The following is a 20,687-nucleotide window of genomic DNA, read 5'->3' as shown; positions in this document are numbered from 1 at the left end:
GAAGTCGTTATCCAGGGACATAGCCGCTCTTTACTCCCACTTGAAGAAAAGCAGAGAGCCCAAATCTCTGATTTGGTGCGAATCGCTTTCACAGAGTGCAAGCAGAGAACCAAAATCTCTGATTTTGTATGAATCGCTTTCACAGAGTGCGGTGGGAGTATTAGAGCGGATAAGTCATCGGATAAATACTATTTGCATTTTATGATAGTATGTGATATTATAATATCTGCGAGTAAGCCAGACAATCGCTGCTGTGGTAACACAGGAGAGGAAAGTCCGAGCTCCATAGGACAGGGTGCTGGGTAATACCCAGTCAGGGTGACTTGAAGGAAAGTGCAACAGAGATATACCGCCGAAACTTTGTTTCGGTAAGGGTGGAAAGGCGAGGTAAGAGCTCACCAGCGCATTGGCGACTTTGCGGCTATGTAAACCCCATCTGGAGCAAGATCGAATAGAGAAGCATTAAAGGGGTGGTCCGCTCCGCTTCCGGGTAGTATCGCTTGAGCCTATTGGTAACAATGGGCCTAGATAGATGATTGTCTAATACAGAACTCGGCTTATAGGTTTGGTCGCATATACCGCAGATAACTCAAGGTCTTTGACCTTGAGTTTTTTGTTATGGTTTTAATTAGAATGTATAGATATTTAAAATTTAATAAAGGGATATAGGATATATTGAAAAATTGTCAAAAATATTATAAAATAATATGAAAAAGTAGAAAAATGCAAAATATTAAAACTATATGTCAAAAAATCCGAAATAGGAGGAAACATATGCTAAAGTTTATTTTAAGTTTTATGATTGCAAGTAGTATCTGGCTCATGGTTATTTTGACTAAGGACTATCTAAGGAAGAAAAGAGAGGGAACTTTAGAAAAGGGAAGTTTCATAAAGTTAGGACTTATCGGTATGTTAGCAAACTTTTTTGATACTTTAGGTATAGGAAGCTTTGCCATCGAAACTCCATTTTTTAAAAACTTAAAAATTGTTGATGACGTAAAATTGCCAGGAACGTTAAATGTAGCGAATACAATTCCGACAATTCTTGAGGCTATTATTTTTATGACAGTTATTGAAGTTGAGCCTATTACACTTATTTGCATGCTTGTAGCTGCAGTAATTGGTGCGGTTGTTGGAGCGGAGGTTGTATCCAAGTTTGAAGAAAGGACTATTCAAATTTGTATGGGAATAGCATTAATTGCGGTAGCTGGGCTCATGGTTGCAGGCCAGTTGAAACTTTTCCCAGTTGGAGGAGATGCAGTAGGTCTTACAGGAATAAAATTAATAATAGGAATCATAGGTAATTTTGTTTTTGGAGCATTGATGACTGTGGGGATAGGGTTATATGCACCTTGTATGGCGCTTGTGTTTGCACTAGGAATGGGACCTAAGGTTGCATTTCCGATAATGATGGGTTCCTGTGCAATTTTAATGCCTTTTGCTTCTTATAAATTTATTAAAAATGGTGCTTATTCTACTAAGGCATCTATGGCTATAGCTATATTAGGTTCAATAGGCGTTTTAATAGCTGCATATATAGTAAAATCACTGCCATTAAATATATTAAAATGGGTAGTTGTTTGTGTAATAATATACACATCAGCTATAATGTTTAAATCTGCGAAAGCAAACAAAGATTTTAAATCAAGCATAGAAGAAATAGTTTAATATACAGTTTAAAGACTTTCAGCTTAAATCTATAAGCTGGAAGTCTTTTAATCTTTGTAGTATTATATATAGTGATATAATTTTTGTAATAATAGAATAGAAAGGATGTAAATTATATGAATCCAATAGCATTTTCAATAAATGGGTTTGAAATTAGATGGTATGGAATAATTATAGCCCTTGGAATTACAGCAGCATTATTGCTTGCAAGCTTTAACTGCAAGATGAGGGAGTATGATTATGAGAAACTCATAGATACATTTTTAGTAGCATTTCCTTTTGCTATTATAGGTGCTAGAGCATATTATGTAATATTTCAGTTCAATGAGTACAGAGATAATTTAATAGATATTTTTAATATAAGACAGGGAGGACTTGCAATTCACGGAGGAATAATATTTGCACTAGGTTCAGCTTATATATACACTAAGCGTAAAAATTTAGATTTTTTTGAAATGGCAGATATAGCAGCTCCGTCAATAATCCTAGGTCAGGCAATAGGCAGATGGGGAAACTTTTTTAACGGAGAAGCACATGGTGGTCCTGTAACTTATGAGTTTATAAAAAAATTCCCAGAGTTTATACAAAAGGGAATGTACATAGATGGTGTATATTATCATCCTACTTTTTTATATGAATCTATTTGGAATTTTTGTGTTTGCTTAATACTAATTTATCTATTAAGGAAGAAACTAAAAACAGGCACTGTAATTTTCTCATATATAGGATTATATTCTTTAGGAAGATTTTTTATAGAAGGAATGAGGACTGACAGCTTAATGTTTGGCCCTATAAGAGTTGCTCAATTAGTAAGTTTATCAGGAATTATACTCTGCATAGGATTTTATATATTTGCTTACAGAAGAAGTGATAATAGAAAGCAATAATAAACTCTATCTGTGTTCTTTGGGAGGCAGACTATCTGAAAGAAAATAACAAGTCAAAGATGCAACAGGTATTTTGTGTCAGACAAAAAGATAGGTTATGCAGAGGACTTGAGACCCTATCTATAGGTTCTGCGGTTGCAGTATGACGCAAAATACACTAGCATACTGACTAGTTATTTTTGAAGATGCCTAAATGCATTATACTATTTTGGAGGAAGTAGGCTTATGACTAAGATTTTTAATGAAGATAAAAAATCTATTGGGGCCATATATGAAAAGTTAACAGATAAAAATACCCGAAAATCTAAAGGGATTTACTACACTCCAGACTACATAGTAGATTATATATTAAAGCATACAGTTTTAGAAGCAGATATAGTAAGTAACCCTTTCATAAAAATTCTTGATCCAACCTGTGGAGTTGGATATTTTTTAGCTAAATCTTATGACATACTGAGAGAGAAGTTTATCTCTAATTTAGGTGTTTTACAAAAGAACTATGGAAATCACATATATCACATAGAAAATAAGGAGTCCACATGTGTCGATATACAGGAGGTTAAGGGAAGAGAATATTGGAGAGAAGAAAATATAGATTATCATATTATAAAAAATTGTCTATATGGAATGGATTTAGACTCGGTAGCAGTAAAACTTGCTAAAAGAAACCTTCTAAGCAGATGTCGAAGTAAAATAGAAGTTGATATGAATATAGTTCAAGGAGATAGTTTAATAAGATGGGAAAAAATAAATTCAAATAACGAAGCTGACATAGTAAAATCAATTATATATAAAAACTACAAGTCTCAGGATAGTGGGGAAGAACATTTAGCTGCAAATGAAATTAACAGAATAATTGGCGGTTTGAGAAAATTCTGGAACAATAAATTTGATTATATAATTGGTAATCCACCATATATAGTATTGTTGCAATCTCAAATAGAAAAAGATTACTGGAACTATATTGTAAACAATTACAAAACCGTTGGTTATAAGAAGAATACATTTTATCTGCTTATGGAAAGAGTAATAGATGTATTAAAGCATGGAGGAAGGCACAGTTTTATAATACCTGATAGATATTTTCTTACAAACAGCTATGAGGAATCAAGGAAGAGTTTATTCAAAAATTCTAAAATAATAAATATAACTGGTTTCTCAAATAAAGTATTTGAAGATGCCGTTGTTGGTACTGTTGTATATATTGTAGAGAAAGGAAGCTGTGAAAAGAGTTATAGTATACCAATAAGATTAGACTATATTGATGATAATAACTTTTACAGCAGCAGTATTAATCAGAAAGACATAAATAAAAATAATAAATTTACAGTAAATATACTTACAAAATATGAATGCCAAGGTTTAATAAAAAAGGTAAAAGATAATTCAAAAACATTAAGAGATTTTAGTGGTGTACATGTAGGGATGATGATTAAAGATAAAAATTATCATTTTGAAAATCATTCTTATGATAATAAAAGAGATAGAGTTGCAGTAGGAAGAGATTTAGATAAATACATCATAGTCAATGAAAACAGGTTTTTTAATGTAAATGATGTGAAAATATTTGGTGGAACTAAAAGCATAGAAAAGCATAAATATTGTCCTAAAATTTTATTAAGAAAAACCGGAGATAATATAGTTGCAGCTATTGATGAATGTGGAATTTTTGCTGAGCAATCAGCATATTTGATTATACCTTATGAAAGCTATAATGTTTTTAATTTACTTGGACAAATTCAATCAGAATTATGTAATTTTTATTTTAAAGAAGCTTTGATAACTAACCCCAAAGCTTATCCATATATACAGCACTATGATGTAGAGAGATTACCTATAAATTTGAATTTAATGTATGATAAGAAATATGAGGAACTTATTAAAAAAATAATAGGTATAAAAAATGAAATTAAAAACTTAAAGTTTAACTTTATAACTGAAAATAAGGATTACTATAAAATTATTTATCATTATGATCAATTCAAAGAATATCAACTTTATTTTAAGCAAAAACTTAAAGATAGTATTATAGAAAGCAATAGAGTTTTATACGAGGCCTATAAGTTTACCAAAAAAGATGTAATATTAATACAGGATAAATTAAGTGGAGAAAATAGAGACTCTAGTAGTATTTTTCAATTTAATAAAGACTTTGAATTAGATAAAAATGGTTATACATATTATAATGAATTAATAGATCAGGTATTTAATGTCTTTAAATCTGAAACAATAGAACTTTTAAAAGAAAATAAAAGATATCTATCTGTTGAAGAAATAGAAAAGGGTTTAGAAAACAGAATGGAAAATTTTCATGACATAATTACAATAATTAAAGATTTTAATTATAACAAAGGCAATTCGTGTATAATAAAGAAAATGTTGAATACTTATTCTGATACATGGAATAAGTATATGAGAAACAGGAAAGTTACTATGAATAAAAAAGATCTAGTAAAATATTCTGTCCATGAATACGGGCTATCTTCATGGACAGAAAATATTCACGAAATTTGGTTTGAAGATAATAGGAAAACACCTTAGCGAAGTAAGCTGCTAAGGTGTTAAAATTTACTCTGTTAATTTTAACTTCAAAGTTGAATTTTTTCCGTTTCTATAGATATCTAGTTTAATTTCATCACCGGATTTATGCTCAGATTTGATTTTATTAATGTCATCTACAGATTTAACAGATTTTCCATCAAATTTTAGAATGATATCTCCAACTTGTAGCCTGGACTTTTCAGCGGCACTAAATTCTTGGACTCCAACTACATAAACTCCTTGAGGTATTTGATATTGATTAGCCATATCAGGAGTTATCTCCCTAGCTGAAATACCAAGCTTCAATATTGGTTTTAGCAAGCTGTCTATCTTTGGCTTAACTATATCTATAGGTATAGCAAATCCAATGCCTTCAACACCATCTCCGCCAATTTTAGCGCTATTAATTCCTATAACCTGACCTAAAGAGTTAACAAGAGCACCACCGCTATTTCCAGGGTTTATTGCAGCATCTGTTTGAAGAAGAGTTTGCTTTGTATCCCCAACACTAATTTCTCTATTTAATGAACTTATTACCCCTGTTGTTACAGAACCTAATAATTCTTTTCCTAATGGATTTCCTATAGCCACTACTGGATCTCCAACTTGCATATCTTTAGAACTACCAAGCTCTGCTACAGCAGGCATTTTAACCTTCTTTGTGACCTGTATTACAGCTAAATCGAGGCTTGAATCGTAGTTTATTATTTTTGCAGGTACCTCTTGATTATTATTAAAAATTACACTTACTACATCGGCACCGTTTATAACATGATAGTTAGTTAGAATATATCCATCTTCATTGATGATGATACCAGAACCCATGCCCTCCTCTTCTTTAGGAGCAGAAAACATATTTCTTTGAGAAGAACTTTTAACTGATACACCAACTACTGCAGGTCCAACTTTCTTAGCAATATCTGCAACTGAAAGAGAACCTTTAAATGTAGACATAGGAGAAGCGTTAAAATTTTGAGCATTAGTATTTTGCGCTACGCTTTGATATAAGGGGGTACTTTTAAAAAAGTTTGATTTAGGTAAAAGGTATAATGAAGCGGCGGTAGAGGCAGCCCCTCCTACTACACTGCAAATTAAACCTACTATTATATAAGAAAAAATCTTTCCCTTGCGTTTATATTTGGTTTTAAAACCTTTAGGTGTCTTATAATCATAAAATTCGCTGCTTTTAGACTCTGGAGCGAATTCCTCAGTTTTCATATCCTCTATTTTTATAAGTTCGTTATTTAAATTATCCATAAAATATTCCTCCTTTAGACATTTAAAGTATGAGCATATAAGTTTGTTTTATGATGGTAACTCTATATTAATTTTAATTTGTGACAGTTAAGTGACAAAAATGTTAAATGAATATAACAATTTTGTCACCTAACTGTTAATTTTAAATTATTGTTGACAAATGTAATTTATACATGTAGAATAGTTTGAGTAATTAATTAGGAGGCTAAATAAATGAAGGAAAATTCAACCTGTGAAGTAGATAAATTAATAGGATATTGGCTGAAAAGAGTATATAGAAATATGATAAATCTACATAATCATAAACTTGAGAAATATGGTTTTACAGTATCACAGGTGAGTGTGCTGGCTCAACTCTGGAGAGAGGATGGTCTAACTCAAAAGGAAATTGCAGAAAGACTTCAAATAAAACCTCCATCTCTTACAGGATTAGTAGATACTTTAGTTTCTAGGGGATGGGTACTTAGGAAAGAAGATGAAAAAGACGCAAGAATTAAAAGGCTTTATGTTACAGATGAAGGAAGAGAACTTAGGTTTAAAAGTCTAGAAGTTGCAAAAGAAATGGAAGATATATTATGTAAGGACTTTACAGTTGAAGAGAAACAACTGTTATTTTGTTGGATAAAAAAGATGTATACTAATTTAGACTAAATAAAGTTTAAATTAGTATTGAATTGGAATCCTAGAGAATGTTTAGGAAGCTAATTATTTAAAATACTATAGTGAATAGATAGTTTTAGAGAAAGAAAAGGAGGTAGTATATGGATCGTTCAAAAAAGCTGGCAAATGAAGGTGTAGGAAAGTTACTTTTTGAATTTTCTATTCCAGCGATAGTTGGAATGCTAGTAAATTCTTTATATATTATAATTGATAGAATGTTTATAGGAAGAGTAGTAGGAGCCATGGCAATTTCCGGCGTAAGCCTTACATTTCCTATTGGAATTATAATTATGGGTTTTGGAATGCTTGTAGGAATTGGAGCGGCTTCTCGTATATCAATAAAATTAGGACAACACAAAAAAGATGAGGCAGAAAAGATATTAGGAAATGCTTTCACATTGCTTATAATAGTTTCATTGTTAGTTACATTCTTTGGCATGATATTTATGGACCCTATGCTAAGGGCTTTTGGAGCAAGTAGTCATACTATTGTTTATGCAAAAGAATTTATAACTATAATATTAGCTGGTGCTGTTCTTCAAAATTTAGGCTTTGGATTGAATAATATAATTCGTTCAGAGGGAAATCCTAAAAAAGCGATGACAACTATGTTAATTGGATGTATTTTAAATATAGTTTTAGACTTTATATTTATATATATATTTAATTTTGGAATAAAAGGAGCTGCTACTGCAACCGTTATATCGCAGGCTGTTAATACTATTTGGGTAATTTCATATTTTAGAGGAAAAAATAGTTTGTTAAAGCTCAAAGTAGAGAATTTTAAGTTAGAAAAAGAAGTAGTTATAAGCATATTTGCTATAGGAATGTCGCCCTTTGCAATGCAGATTGCTGCGAGTTTAGTTAATGTTATTTTAAATAAAAAATTGGGGATCTATGGTGGAGATTTAGCAATAGGTGCCTTTGGAATAATAAATAGTATCGCTACAATGATTTTGATGCCTATTTTTGGTATTAATCAAGGATCTCAGCCTATAATAGGTTTTAATTACGGTGCTAAAAAATATGAACGTGTGAAGAAGGCGTTAAAATTAGCTGCCATTTCTGCTACGATAATCTCAACAGTTGGTACCCTGCTAGTTCATATTTTTCCAGAATTTTTAGTTCAAATGTTTAATAAGTCAGATGTTTCGTTAACACAGATAACAGTACATGGAATGAAAATATTTATGATAATGTTTCCTGTAGTAGGTTTCCAAATTGTTAGTTCAAACTTTTTTCAAGCTATAGGAAAGGCAAAAGTATCGATGTTCTTAGCTCTTTCAAGGCAGGTAATAATTTTGATCCCTATGCTGCTAATTCTCCCAGGAATATTTGAATTAAATGGTGTGTGGATGGCAGGTCCGATATCAGACTTTATATCATCAATTTTAACTTTAATATTTCTAATGTTAGAGGTAAAGAAATTAAAGTTGGAAGATACATCAGAATTAAGTTCACAATCACCTAAAGAATGCATAGAATAATTGAAACAAAGAAAGTTCATTTTAAATTAAGTTTTACTTTATTATAAGAAGTGACTTAATGCACGCCGTAAAGTGTTAAACATATGAAAAACCCCAGAAAGTTCTGGGGTTTTTCTTTTAAGAATTACTGATTCTATCAATATCCAAAGCACTTTTCGGTTGCCTTTTTTCCATTTCTTCTTCATATTTTATATCTGGTTTTGAAAGTTTTTTGTTTTGTGGTTTTGTAGCTTTTTTACTTTCGGTATGAGTCATAGTTAGTCCTCCTTCCTATATTTTATAGATTAACCTTTAAAAAAGTTTTTATACTTTTCCATAATTTATGTTAAAATATAATGATTGCAAAATTATTAATTGAGGGTGGTCGAAATGATATATTTAATAGGAATTTTATTTCTGTCCATTTTTGCGGCAGCTAATATATTTGTTGGGTTAAGAGGATGGGAAATCATCAAACAATTAATGCCTTTTGTTAATATATATTTATACTGGGTATTGTTCGCTTTAATAGTTTCATCATTCTTCATAGGAAGAATGGGGAGAAGGTTTCTACCTACATCTATTGATAGAATATTTAACTTAATCGGTTCTTATTGGCTGGCAATATTGCTTTATTTTTTAATTATGACAGTCTTTATTATAATAATAAGATTAATACTTAAAGTAACAGGCGCAGGTACTTATTATAGAGGAACTTACGATATAGAATTAATTTTAGATGCAACAGCAATTTTTATAATTTCTGTAATTTTAATATATGGAACTTATAATGCAAATCATTCTAAGGTAGTTGAGTATGATATAACAATAAATAAAAATGCAGGGAATTTAAAGAAGCTCAATATTGTAACCATATCTGATATTCATTTAGGAAGTATAATAGGAAAAAATAGATTGAATAAAATGGTAGAAGAGGTTAATAAGCTAAATCCCGATATAGTTTTATTTTGTGGCGACATTATAGATGATGATATAAACCCTTTTATAGAGGAACATATGGAAGAATCATTTAAAAAGATAAAATCTAAATATGGTATTTATGCAGTGCTTGGCAACCATGAGTATATAGGCAGGAATATTGAGAAGATAGAAAAAGCATATAAAGACGCTGATATTACGCTTTTGAAAGATAACGTGGAGAAGATACAGGATAGTTTTTATGTTGTTGGTAGGGACGATGTTTCAGCCCAGAGGTTTAGTGGTAAAAGTAGAAGTGATATTTCCCAGTTAATTAAAGAGTGCGATAAGTCGTTACCAATAGTGGTTTTAGATCATCAGCCGGTAAAACTTGAAGATGCAGAAAAGGCAGGAGTAGATCTTCAATTTTCAGGTCACACTCATAAAGGGCAATTTTTCCCTACTGATTTAATTACAAAGAAGATTTTCAAAATAGACTGGGGATATCTAAAAGAGAATAACTTTAATATTATTGTAACCTCGGGATTTGGAACCTGGGGACCTCCTATAAGAGTAGGAAGTAGCTCGGAAATTGTTAAAACTGAGGTTACTTTTAGACAGTAGATATATTAAAAATAAGGTTTAATTATAGGAAGGTATACGTATGGATGGCAAACATGATAATACAGTTGTAATGGGAGAAGAATATGAAAAGCATATAGATTTAAAAGTTCGCAAAGACTACGGAAGATTCTATACTCCAGAGTTTATTGTTACTTATATTATAGAAAATACTATGAATAATATTGATATAATTGAAAATCCTTTTGTAAAAATATTAGACCCTTCTTGTGGCAGTGGTTATTTTTTAATTAAGGTATACGATATATTAATGGATAAATTTTTGAAAAGTCTTCTTATGCTAAATAAAAAATATTATTACGATGAATTCGTGATATATATAAATAATAGTGAACTAAAAGTTAAAGGTAAAGATTATTGGTGTAGTAAAAATATTCATTATCATATAATTAAAAACTGTATATTTGGGTCAGATATAGATATCAATGCAGTCGAACTAGCTAAAATAAACTTATCTTCAAAGTCTAAGAGCAGCATTTATATTGAGCCTAATATAATTTGTTGTGATAGCTTAATAAAATGGGAAGAAGATTACAATTTAGATAGCATAACAGAAACGAATGATAAAGCATTTTTGTGTGAATATATAGATATAGAAGGAAACTTGAAAAAGAAAGAGCTAAACTGCAATGAAGTAAAAGAGTTAACCAGTATATGTGAGTTTTGGAGTAATAAGTATGATTATGTCATTGGAAATCCTCCTTGGGTTTCGCTAAGCAGGAAACATAAGGGGGATATAGAAGAAAAACTAGTGAACTATTATATAAATAAATATAATGGTAACTTTTATTTACCTAACCTATATGAGTATTTTATTAAGAGGTCATTCCGATTGATTAAAGATGGAGGGGTAATTGGATTTATCATACCAGATAGATTGGCGAAGAACTTACAGTATAAGTCAGTAAGAAAAGAGATATTGAGTAATTATAATCTTCTAAATTTAACTTTTGAAATAAAGTTTCCTAATATAAACACTGATACAATGGTTTTTATAGCTGAAAAGAAGTACTGTCAAGATAATAAGATAAGGATAAATGTATTTAATAAAAGGAACTATTGTATTAATCAAAAGGAGTACCTAAAAAATATAAATTACGAGTTTTCATATGAAGATAGCAATAATTACAGATCTATAAAAAATAAGATTGAAAAAGAAAGTGAATATTTAGGAGATATAAGCTCAACATTCACTGGTTTCATTGGAGATTCAAAGAAGATAACTAAAGAGCGGGTAAGCGATTCCCAGACAGAAATATTAAAAGGAGAAAATATAGCTAGATATAATATATTAAAAACATATTATTATGAGTTTTTGCCAGAGAATATTAAAGGTGGAACAAAGGATTTATCAAAGTTATCCTCCACATCAAAGATAATCATCAGAAAAACTGGGAATAAGATAATAGCTGCTCTGGACACTAAAGGATATATAATAGAGCAGTCCCTTTATGGATTGATAAAATTAGATAATAAATATTTATACAAGTATATTTTAGCTATATTAAATTCTAAATTAGCGCAGTGGTACTACTTAAACTTTTTAGTAACTAATTTAAACTCTACTCCTCAAATTAAAAAGTATAATCTAGATAAAATACCAATTAAAAAATGCAATATAGATAAACAGAAAGATATAGAAAAAATGATTGATAGCTTAATGATTGCAATTAAACATGATGCTGCAGAATGTATTTGTAAAATTGAGGAACAACTAAATACAGAAATATTTAATTTATATAAGATTGATTCACATGAGAGAAAAATTATTAATAAAATCAGAGCATGAGATCTATATTTGATAAAGCTTTATGTTTATATATATAATTTTAACCACTTTTATCCGATGACTTACCCGCTCTAATGCTCCCATCTTCTTCAAGTGGGAGTAAAGAGCGGCTATGTCCCTGGATAACGACTTCTAAGCTTCAGATGGAGTTAAAACTCCACCTGAAGCCAAGAATTCTGTTTATAAAATAAAAAGAGCTATAGAATATTGTTTTTAATATTCTATAGCTCTTTTTAACGTTAGGTATTTGAAAGAAAATAGACTAGTATACTGACTAGTTATTTTTTTGAAGATGCCTTAAGTTAGTAAAAAAAATTCCACATGTTGTACATGTGGAGGGGAAGTGAAAGGGGTATCATTAGAGGAAACAATTTATATTTTATATGTAGCTTCCTCATATATCAAAATTGAGAAATTTTAACGTTTTGAAATTCATTTTTCGAAATATTTTTAGTTAATTTGATCAAGGATTATATTAGGACAAAATTTAACTAAAAATTGACATTGAAGTTATTTATTATTAAAATAATAGCAAAAAAGCTAATACAAGTCAATAAAAAAATAATATTCTTGCTAAAGAATAAAAAAAGGAAATGCATAAGTATACAAATTTAATGGAAAAAATAACATAAATCGACAAGGGTTATAATAATTAATAGGATTTTAAAACGAAAAAATGAATTATTTAAAAATGACAAATTGTTGTTTTCTGAAAATTTTCAATAGTATTTTTGAAAATTGCAAAAAATATACTATTATATTTATTATTTTTAAATAAAATAGTAAATTTATATTTTAGCTAATATTTATCCGATGACTACCGCTCTTCAAATAGGTTTCAATAAATTGAACAATTTACTTAGAAATAACTATTGAATGTTCGAATTGTAACGAATATTAACTGGAAATACCTTTGTATGATAAACACAGTTAAGAACATTATAATTAAAAAATCTATAAAATATATTGACTTTATATTTGTGTGATGTTAATATATGAAGTATAAAAATGAAATAAATTAATTCGTCCGTATAATCTTGATAATATGGTTCAAGAGTCTCTACCAGAGTACCGTAAATCTCTGACTATGGGTGGATCCGTTTAAACTATTATACTAATTATTAGAGTTTCTAATTCGGATTTGCTCAAGATTCGAATTGGGAGCTTTTTTTATTGGAGGGAAAAACAATGTATATGGAAAAGCCTAGACATGAAGACGAAAAAAAATCATTTTTAGACTCATTTTTTAAACTATCAGAAAATAACACTAATGTAAAAACAGAAATAGTTGCCGGAATAACTACATTTATTACAATGGCCTATATTATTTTTGTTAATCCAAGTATATTGATGCAAGCAGGAATGAACTCACAGGGACTTATGGGAGATGCTGCTGTTAAAGCTGGGATTTCAGCAATAAATGACCCAGTTGTTGCTTCTGTTTTTGGTGCAACATGTATAGCGGCTGCAATAGGTACTTTAGTAATGGCACTTTATGCTAACCTACCATTTGCACAGGCGCCAGGAATGGGGCTTAATGCATTCTTCACATATAGCGTATGTTTAACTTTAGGTTATACATGGCAGCAAGCCTTAGCGGCAGTATTTGTATCAGGAATACTTTTTATAATAATAACAGTAACGTCAATCAGAGAAAAAATAGTAGATGCACTTCCACATAATCTGAAACTTGCTATCTCAGGCGGTATAGGACTTTTTATAGCTCTTATAGGGCTTAAAAGTGGAGGTATAATAGTTGCTAATCCAGCAACCTTAGTTGGATTTGGAAAGTTTACAGATCCTCACGCACTTGTAACACTTATAGGAATTGTTATAACAGGAATACTAATGTCAAGAGGGGTTAAAGGGTCTATACTTATAGGAATAATATTAACTACTATTGTAGGAATACCTTTTGGAATAACTCATCTTGCTGGTATAAAAGTAATAAGTGCACCACCATCATTAGCACCTACTTTCTTTGCTTTTGATTTTAAAGGACTTTTAAAGCTTGGTGAAGCAGGTATGTTGGGAGCTTTCACAAGTTTAGTTATGGTTGTATTAACTTTCAGTTTAGTAGATTTATTTGACACTATAGGAACATTAGTTGGAACAGCACAAAAAGCAAAAATGCTAGACAAAGATGGAAGAGTTAAAAACATGAACAAGGCTCTTTTATCAGATGCTTTAGCTACTACATTTGGTTCTATAATGGGAACAAGTACAGTAGTTACTTACGTAGAATCTACATCAGGTATATCAGAAGGCGGAAGAACAGGACTTACATCTCTTACAACAGGAATTCTATTCATACTAGCACTATTCTTTGGAGGATTAGTAGGAGTGGTTCCAGCAGAAGCTACGGCACCGGCACTTGTAATTGTTGGAGTGCTAATGATGGGTGCTGTTACAAAGATAAACTTCGAAGACTTTACAGAAGCGCTGCCAGCATTCTTTACAATAGCTATTATGCCTTTTAGCTACAGTATAGCAAATGGTATTGCAGCAGGAATAATTTTTTACCCAATAGTAAAATTAGTAACAGGAAAACGAAAAGAAGTTAATCCAATAGTTTATATATTAGCACTGTTATTTATAATTAGATTTGTACTATTACCAGAATAGTTATAAAAAAACTACCTGCGGAAATATGCCGCAGGTAGTTTTTTATTTCAACATTGACAACTTTTGTATATAAGTCATAGAATGGTTTATATAGACTGCTTAATTAGGGGTAAGGGTGATTTCAATATGAATAAGATATTTAAATTTTTACAAATTTTATTAATATGTGGAGTTGTGTTTATTTTAATTTCATTGTCTGCGATAATTTATTTTGGTCAAACTGCTAAGCCACAAAAATCAGATTGTATAATAGTTTTAGGCTGCAAGGTATATGGAACGGTACCAAGTCCTTTTTTAGCATGGAGGCTAGATCGTGCTGCTAAGTTATACAGCGAAGGATATGGAAATTACATTATTGTTTCAGGGGGCCGTGGTAGCGGGGAAGATATATCTGAAGCTGAGGCTATGAAAAGATACTTAATATCTAAAGGAGTAAATAAGGTTAATGTCATAGAAGAAGATAAGTCTATGACAACTATGGAAAATCTACAAAATTCAAAGAAAATAATGAAAGAAAGAGATCTAAAAACAGCTGTTGTGGTATCAAATAAATATCATTTAAAAAGAGCTTCTTTAATAGCAAAATACTGCGATATTAAGGCTTCTTATTCTGGGGTTTTTGTTACAGAATACAAGACTCATGAAATCACAGGCTATTTAAGAGAGGTTCCAGCTATAATAAAGTTTTATCTCCAGTTAATATGTTTTAAATTATTTTAATTTTCTGAAAGGAAATTTGAGTAAAATATAGAATATATTAAGTACCGATAAAAGCAATAAGCAGATGTTATGAACAGAATTCTTAGTTTCAGCTCTGCTGATTAGCTTCAATGGTTATTAATTTAAATGACATGCTAGGAGGTAATTATATGGAAAGACTCTATTATTGTTCAGAATGTAAAAGGGTTATAACAAATGAAGGTAAGTGTGAATACTGTGATTCTAGTGACGTAAAAGAGCTTATGTTAAAAACTCCAGTAAATGTTATAGGAACAAAAACTAAAGGAAAAGTACTTAAAATTAAGGAAGGTAAAGTAGATCTTATTATTAGAGATGAAGCCAACAATAAATTACTTAAAGAATATAATGCAGAACAGTTAAGAAAGGTGCTATAAGTGTTGTAACAGCAATTCGGAACATAAAAATTTTGCGACGTATTATTTTTATCAGAGGACAGAGGACAATTGACAGAGGACAGTGAAGGAGGATTTTTCTCCGCTACACTACGAAAAATCTTTAATTTATATAAATTAGCGGTGTTTTGCATTAGCAAAACAAGCCTAAAAAAATAAATTAGTTTTCTGATGTAAGGAAGAAAACTCACCTTCACTGTCCTCTGTCAATTGTCCTCTAAAAAAATGCTTCGCAATTTTTTTATATTACGAGTTTCAAGCTTTTGAGTCAATTTTTAAATTGTGAAATCTATATGTTTTTTAAAAGTTCAATAACGCAGTTTGCCATAATTGTGTGTCCGTATGGTGTTGGGTGTAATCCATCGACATACATTTCTCTCGGATCTTTGTCTTTAAGCATTTCTAAGAAGCAGCCGTGAAAATCTATATAATTTATACCATTTTCTTTTGCAAATTCAATAATCCAATTTCTATAGTTACTTAATGTAGAATTTATTTGGTCATAGTCTACGGCATCAGTCCATTTTCTTTGTGCTAATACTTTATCTATAGGAGGCTCGATTCCTAGTATTGGAACAATGTTATTCTCGATGGCTTCATTAACTAGTTGCTCTATGTTCTCTTGAACCAAGTGCAGAGCGCGGTTAGCAATAAAGTCATTGGACCCTCCCATTATAATGACATGGGTAGGTGTGCTTTGTATAATATCTTGATAGGATCTTGAAAGCATACCTGCGGTAGTATCTCCATTTACTCCTCTGTTTATGACATCAATATTTAGTTTATTTCTGATGAGCTCTACCCAACAATCCTTTCTAAAAATTGCATATCCGTAAGTTAGACTGTCACCTATACATACAAGCTTCATAAACCATTCCTCCTATTACTTGTTTGCATACTTATCAAGCTCTATAAATAATTCTTGCTGTTTAGCTATTTGTTGTTGTAATGCCCAAGCGTTTGCAGCGTAATTGAAGTTATTGCTGAGTATGCTTTCGAAATTAACTTTCCACTCAGGATTTAACAAAGATAAAAATTCCTTTTGTTTATCCTCTGGCATAGAATAAAATTTATTTTTTATTTCTAAATTAAATTCCTTAAGGTTTGCCTTCAATTCATCTGATCTTGATTTAAAATTATTTTTTGACATAAAAATAGTTATACCAAATAATAATATGATAACTAAGATTTCAAACATTTTATGATTACCTTCCCATTAATTAATTATTAATTATTATAACATATTCTTAAATTCAGCTAAAACAATTATACTTTAATCTTCAATTCGCAGAATAAAAATTATGCAACGCAAAATTTTTATTAGAGGACAGAGGACAATTGACAGAGGACAGTGAAGGAGGATTTTTCTACGTTACACTACGAAAAATCTTTAATTTATAAATCTAGATTTCACATTTTTAAAAACTGAATAAATTTATATGAATAAGTCTAATATTTTAGATGGATTGATAAATTTAGGAGGTTAAAGATTGAAAGAAAACTTAATTTATAAAAAAGCCTTTGTTTTTGCAAAAGAAATTGTTAACTTATATAAATATTTAGTTGAAGAAACGAAGGAATACATTATTTCAAAACAAATTCTTAGATCAGGAACAAGTATAGGAGCAAACGTAAAAGAAGGGCTAGAAGCTCAAAGTAGAAGAGATTTTTTAAATAAGATGAATATAGCTCTTAAAGAAGCATCTGAAACAGAGTATTGGTTAGAACTTTTAATTGCTAATAAATATATTGATGCTAACGCATCAGAGAAATTGATTGTTAAATGTAAAGAACTAAATAAAATCTTAAATTCTATTGTTAAAACCACAAAGAAAAATTTAAAAATCATAGAGGATTGACAATTGACACGGCCTAACGGCTTACGACAAAGCCGCCTATTGCTGAAATATAACTTAAAGGTTTTCCGTAGTGTAACGGAAGAAAAGCAACAGTCACTGTCCTCTGTCAATTGTCCTCTGTCCTCTGAAAATATTGCGTCGCAAAATTTTTACTTTATGAATGAGGGTCTGTATATTGTGAAAATTTGTTAGTGAAAGTTCATTGTTGTATAAAGTTCGTAATGATACGAATAATAAAACGTTAAAATTGCAATAAGTCTTCGTTAATGACGAATGTTTAATTAAAAATAAATATAAATATATTGATTTTTTAAAAATGCTATGTTAACATGAATATACAAGATAATAAAAAGTCATCCGTATAATCCTGATAATATGGTTCAGGAGTCTCTACGAGGAAACCTTAAATTTCCTGTCTCTATGGGTGAATCTAGTATTGCAGTGATATTTATTAATCCTAGTGATTTGGATTAATATTTAGCAAGCGTAAAGTTTCGCTACTGGATTCCCCGAGGAATTCTAGCGAAACTTTTATTTTATTTAAATTACAAGGAGGATTTTCCATGAAAGTTGCTATTATTTTTGGTAGTAAATCTGATACTGAAAAAATGAAGGGTGCAGCGAGTGTTTTAAAGGAGTTTAATATAGAATATAAGGCTTACATACTATCAGCGCACAGAGTACCTGAAAAGCTTATGGAAACAATAGAAAAAGTTGAAGAGGGTGGATGCGAATGTATAATAGCTGGGGCAGGACTTGCAGCTCACCTTCCAGGAGTTATAGCTTCCCACACTGTTCTTCCTGTTATAGGGGTTCCAATTAATGCTGCAGTTAATGGCATGGATTCTCTCTTATCAATAGTTCAAATGCCGAAATCTATTCCGGTAGCTACTGTAGGCATAAACAATAGTTATAATGCTGGTATGCTTGCGGTTCAAATCTTATCATTAAAATATCCAGAAATTAAAAATAAATTAAAAGAATATAGAAAGAACATGAAAGAAAAATTTATTAAAGAAAATGAAGAAGGGGTTGAATTTTAAAATGGAAAAAAGAGAAATGTTATACGAAGGAAAAGCAAAGAAAATTTATGCTACAGATGATGCAAATAAAGTAATAGTTTACTATAAGGATGATGCTACTGCTTTTAACGGAGAAAAGAAGGGGCAAATAGAAGATAAAGGAACATTAAATAATGCAATAACTTCAATGTTATTTGAGTTATTAGAGAAAAATGGTGTAAAAAGCCACTTTGAAAGAAAATTAAATGAGAGAGAGCAACTTTGTAAGAAAGTTGAAATCATTCCTTTAGAAGTTATAGTTAGAAATGTGGCAGCTGGAAGCATGGCTAAAAGATATGGCATAGCAGAAGGTACAGAACTTAAAACTACGGTTTTTGAATTAAGCTATAAAAACGATGATTTAGGAGATCCTTTAATAAATGACTATCATGCTGTTGGAATAGGGCTCGCAACTTTTGAGGAATTAGAGCTTATATATAAAATAGCAGAAAAGGTTAATGATACCTTAAAGGAGTTCTTCTTAAAGCAAGGAATAAAATTAATAGACTTTAAAATTGAAGTTGGAAGATATAATGGAGAAATTCTTTTAGCAGATGAGATTTCACCAGATACATGTAGATTCTGGGATGTAAATACTAATGAAAAGCTTGATAAAGATAGATTTAGAAGAGATTTAGGAAATGTCAAAGAGGCATATATAGAAATACTTAATAGAATAAGTGGAAATTAATAAGTGGCATATTAAATAATAATTTAGAAAGAGAAGGGGAAAGGTTATATGAGCAACCTAACAGAAAATTTTAATGCTCCTTTATCCTTAGATTTTGAAGAGGACAAGTTTAAAGATGAATGTGGAGTGTTTGGTATTTTTTCTAAGGAAAATCTAGATGTAGCATCTATTACCTACTATGGATTATATGCTCTACAACATAGAGGGCAGGAGAGTGCAGGTATTGTAGTATCCGATGGAAAAGAATTAAATGGACACAAGGATATGGGATTAGTATCTGATATTTTTAACCAGAAAGTACTAGAAGAACTAAAGGGAATATCAGCTATAGGACATGTAAGATATTCAACTACAGGAGCTAGTCATGTTAATAATGCACAGCCTATAATTGGAAAGTATAAATTAGGATCCATTGCTATTGCTCATAATGGAAATCTTGTAAATGCAGATATTATAAGAGAGCTTTTAGAGGACTGTGGATGTGTCTTTCAAACGGCTATAGACACCGAAGTAATTTTAAATCTTATAGCAAGAGGCGGTAAAAAAGGAATAGAAAAAGCAACAGTTGATGCTATTCAGGCAATAAAGGGTTCTTATGCTATAGTGATTTTAACTCAAGATAAACTTATTGGTGTCCGTGATCCAAATGGAATAAGACCATTATGCATAGGAAAAATAAACGATAGTTATATATTATCTTCAGAAAGCTGTGCATTAGATTCTGTTGGTGCAGACTTTGTAAGAGATGTAGAGCCGGGAGAAATTGTTATAATAGACGAAGAAGGAATTAGATCTATAAATTTTGCAGAAAGAACAAAATGTGAAACCTGTGCTTTTGAATATATATATTTTGCAAGACCAGATAGCACAATAGACGGTATAAACGTGTATGAATCAAGAGTAAGAACTGGGAAGAAGTTATTTGAAGAAAGTCCAGCAGAAGCAGATATAGTTATAGGTGTTCCGGATTCAGGTATCGCAGCTGCAGTAGGTTATGCAGCGGCATCTGGTATTCCATATGGAATTGGTTTTATAAAGAACAAGTACGTTGGAAGAACTTTTATAACCCCTTCGCAAGAAATGAGAGAAAGAGCTGTTTCTGTAAAGCTTAATCCTCTAAAAGTAAATGTTAAAGGTAAGAGAGTAGTAATTGTAGATGATTCTATAGTTAGGGGAACTACTAGTAGAAGACTAGTGGAAACCTTAAGAAAAGCTGGAGCAAAAGAGGTTCATTTTAGAGTTTCTTCTCCTATAGTAAAATATCCATGCTATTTTGGAATAGACACTCCTTACAGAAGTGAACTTATAGGAGCAAATTCCACTGTAGAAGAAATAAGACAGGAAATTGGAGCAGAAAGTTTAGGATATATAAGCATGGAAGGGTTAATACAGTCTTTAGAAGAAAACAAAGGATTTTGCTTAGGATGTTTTAGTGGTGTATATCCTGTATCAGCACCGATGGAAGCGGCAAAAGAACGTTTAGAATAATA

At 30.7% G+C, this 20,687-nt stretch carries 18 protein-coding genes, 1 other RNA gene and 2 riboswitches; of the genes, 15 read left to right on the top strand and 4 right to left on the bottom strand.

The window, feature by feature from the left end:
• Positions 1–229 precede the first annotated feature (229 nt).
• From rnpB to I6U51_RS08815, 4 genes are all read left to right on the top strand, one after another.
• An RNA gene (rnpB, locus tag I6U51_RS08830) (RNase P RNA component class A) lies at positions 230–576 on the top strand.
• A 198-nt stretch (positions 577–774) separates the two neighbouring features.
• Positions 775–1,668: a sulfite exporter TauE/SafE family protein gene (locus I6U51_RS08825; RefSeq protein ID WP_211142311.1), complete on the top strand. Its 894-nt coding sequence runs from the start codon at positions 775–777 to the stop codon at positions 1,666–1,668.
• Positions 1,669–1,784: 116 nt separating this feature from the next.
• Positions 1,785–2,555: a prolipoprotein diacylglyceryl transferase gene (gene lgt / locus I6U51_RS08820; RefSeq protein ID WP_211142310.1), complete on the top strand. Its 771-nt coding sequence runs from the start codon at positions 1,785–1,787 to the stop codon at positions 2,553–2,555.
• Positions 2,556–2,780: 225 nt separating this feature from the next.
• Positions 2,781–5,096: an N-6 DNA methylase family protein gene (locus I6U51_RS08815; protein WP_211142309.1), complete on the top strand. Its 2,316-nt coding sequence runs from the start codon at positions 2,781–2,783 to the stop codon at positions 5,094–5,096.
• 27 nt (positions 5,097–5,123) lie between these two features.
• On the opposite strand, the gene I6U51_RS08810 is transcribed toward I6U51_RS08815, so the two are convergent.
• Positions 5,124–6,353, bottom strand: a complete 1,230-nt coding sequence (locus I6U51_RS08810) for a S1C family serine protease (protein ID WP_246517196.1) — start codon at positions 6,351–6,353, stop codon at positions 5,124–5,126.
• A 213-nt stretch (positions 6,354–6,566) separates the two neighbouring features.
• Between I6U51_RS08810 and I6U51_RS08805 the strand changes: the two genes are divergently transcribed.
• Positions 6,567–7,004 (top strand): MarR family winged helix-turn-helix transcriptional regulator, encoded by a 438-nt coding sequence (locus I6U51_RS08805; RefSeq protein WP_211142308.1) that lies wholly within the window; start codon positions 6,567–6,569, stop codon positions 7,002–7,004.
• A gap of 110 nt (positions 7,005–7,114) precedes the next feature.
• Entirely contained in the window at positions 7,115–8,500 is a 1,386-nt protein-coding gene (locus I6U51_RS08800; RefSeq protein ID WP_211142307.1) for an MATE family efflux transporter, read from the top strand.
• A gap of 117 nt (positions 8,501–8,617) precedes the next feature.
• Here I6U51_RS08800 and I6U51_RS08795 read toward each other — a convergent pair whose 3' ends face one another.
• On the bottom strand, positions 8,618–8,755 hold the full coding sequence (locus I6U51_RS08795; protein WP_211142306.1) for a hypothetical protein: 138 nt from the start codon (positions 8,753–8,755) through the stop codon (positions 8,618–8,620).
• 114 nt (positions 8,756–8,869) lie between these two features.
• On the opposite strand from I6U51_RS08795, the gene I6U51_RS08790 reads away from it, so the two are divergent.
• The 5 genes from I6U51_RS08790 (at position 8,870) to I6U51_RS08770 (ending at position 15,568) form a co-directional block, all read left to right on the top strand.
• The gene (locus I6U51_RS08790; protein ID WP_211142305.1) at positions 8,870–10,021 is read left to right on the top strand and encodes a metallophosphoesterase; all 1,152 of its coding nucleotides are present in this window, start codon (positions 8,870–8,872) and stop codon (positions 10,019–10,021) included.
• 40 nt (positions 10,022–10,061) lie between these two features.
• On the top strand, positions 10,062–11,828 hold the full coding sequence (locus I6U51_RS08785) for a TaqI-like C-terminal specificity domain-containing protein (protein ID WP_211142304.1): 1,767 nt from the start codon (positions 10,062–10,064) through the stop codon (positions 11,826–11,828).
• A gap of 1,007 nt (positions 11,829–12,835) precedes the next feature.
• Positions 12,836–12,936: riboswitch (purine riboswitch) on the top strand.
• 80 nt (positions 12,937–13,016) lie between these two features.
• Positions 13,017–14,453, top strand: coding sequence for an NCS2 family permease (locus I6U51_RS08780; protein WP_211142303.1), 1,437 nt, complete (start codon positions 13,017–13,019; stop codon positions 14,451–14,453).
• A 126-nt stretch (positions 14,454–14,579) separates the two neighbouring features.
• Entirely contained in the window at positions 14,580–15,173 is a 594-nt protein-coding gene (locus tag I6U51_RS08775; protein WP_211142302.1) for a YdcF family protein, read from the top strand.
• Between the two features lie 149 nt (positions 15,174–15,322).
• On the top strand, positions 15,323–15,568 hold the full coding sequence (locus tag I6U51_RS08770; RefSeq protein ID WP_211142301.1) for a hypothetical protein: 246 nt from the start codon (positions 15,323–15,325) through the stop codon (positions 15,566–15,568).
• Positions 15,569–15,875: 307 nt separating this feature from the next.
• On the opposite strand, the gene I6U51_RS08765 is transcribed toward I6U51_RS08770, so the two are convergent.
• Together I6U51_RS08765 and I6U51_RS08760 are read right to left on the bottom strand one after the other, a co-directional pair.
• Positions 15,876–16,454: a GDSL-type esterase/lipase family protein gene (locus I6U51_RS08765; protein ID WP_211142300.1), complete on the bottom strand. Its 579-nt coding sequence runs from the start codon at positions 16,452–16,454 to the stop codon at positions 15,876–15,878.
• A 15-nt stretch (positions 16,455–16,469) separates the two neighbouring features.
• On the bottom strand, positions 16,470–16,784 hold the full coding sequence (locus I6U51_RS08760) for a hypothetical protein (protein WP_211142299.1): 315 nt from the start codon (positions 16,782–16,784) through the stop codon (positions 16,470–16,472).
• Between the two features lie 292 nt (positions 16,785–17,076).
• On the opposite strand from I6U51_RS08760, the gene I6U51_RS08755 reads away from it, so the two are divergent.
• The 4 genes from I6U51_RS08755 (at position 17,077) to purF (ending at position 20,685) form a co-directional block, all read left to right on the top strand.
• Positions 17,077–17,445, top strand: a complete 369-nt coding sequence (locus I6U51_RS08755) for a four helix bundle protein (protein ID WP_211142298.1) — start codon at positions 17,077–17,079, stop codon at positions 17,443–17,445.
• 337 nt (positions 17,446–17,782) lie between these two features.
• A riboswitch (purine riboswitch) is annotated at positions 17,783–17,886 on the top strand.
• A 122-nt stretch (positions 17,887–18,008) separates the two neighbouring features.
• Positions 18,009–18,488 carry a 5-(carboxyamino)imidazole ribonucleotide mutase gene (gene purE, locus I6U51_RS08750; RefSeq protein WP_211142297.1) on the top strand — a complete coding sequence of 160 codons (480 nt, stop codon included), beginning with the start codon at positions 18,009–18,011 and terminating at the stop codon, positions 18,486–18,488.
• 1 nt (position 18,489) lies between these two features.
• Positions 18,490–19,197, top strand: a complete 708-nt coding sequence (gene purC / locus I6U51_RS08745; RefSeq protein WP_211142296.1) for a phosphoribosylaminoimidazolesuccinocarboxamide synthase — start codon at positions 18,490–18,492, stop codon at positions 19,195–19,197.
• A 48-nt stretch (positions 19,198–19,245) separates the two neighbouring features.
• Positions 19,246–20,685 (top strand): amidophosphoribosyltransferase, encoded by a 1,440-nt coding sequence (purF, locus tag I6U51_RS08740; RefSeq protein WP_211142295.1) that lies wholly within the window; start codon positions 19,246–19,248, stop codon positions 20,683–20,685.
• The last annotated feature ends 2 nt before the right edge of the window (positions 20,686–20,687 follow it).

The sequence above is a fragment of the Clostridium aciditolerans genome (genome assembly GCF_016316925.1).
GTDB classification, from domain to species: Bacteria; Bacillota; Clostridia; order Clostridiales; family Clostridiaceae; genus Clostridium_AM; species Clostridium_AM aciditolerans.
This window is presented reverse-complemented; position numbering and strand designations above follow the sequence as displayed.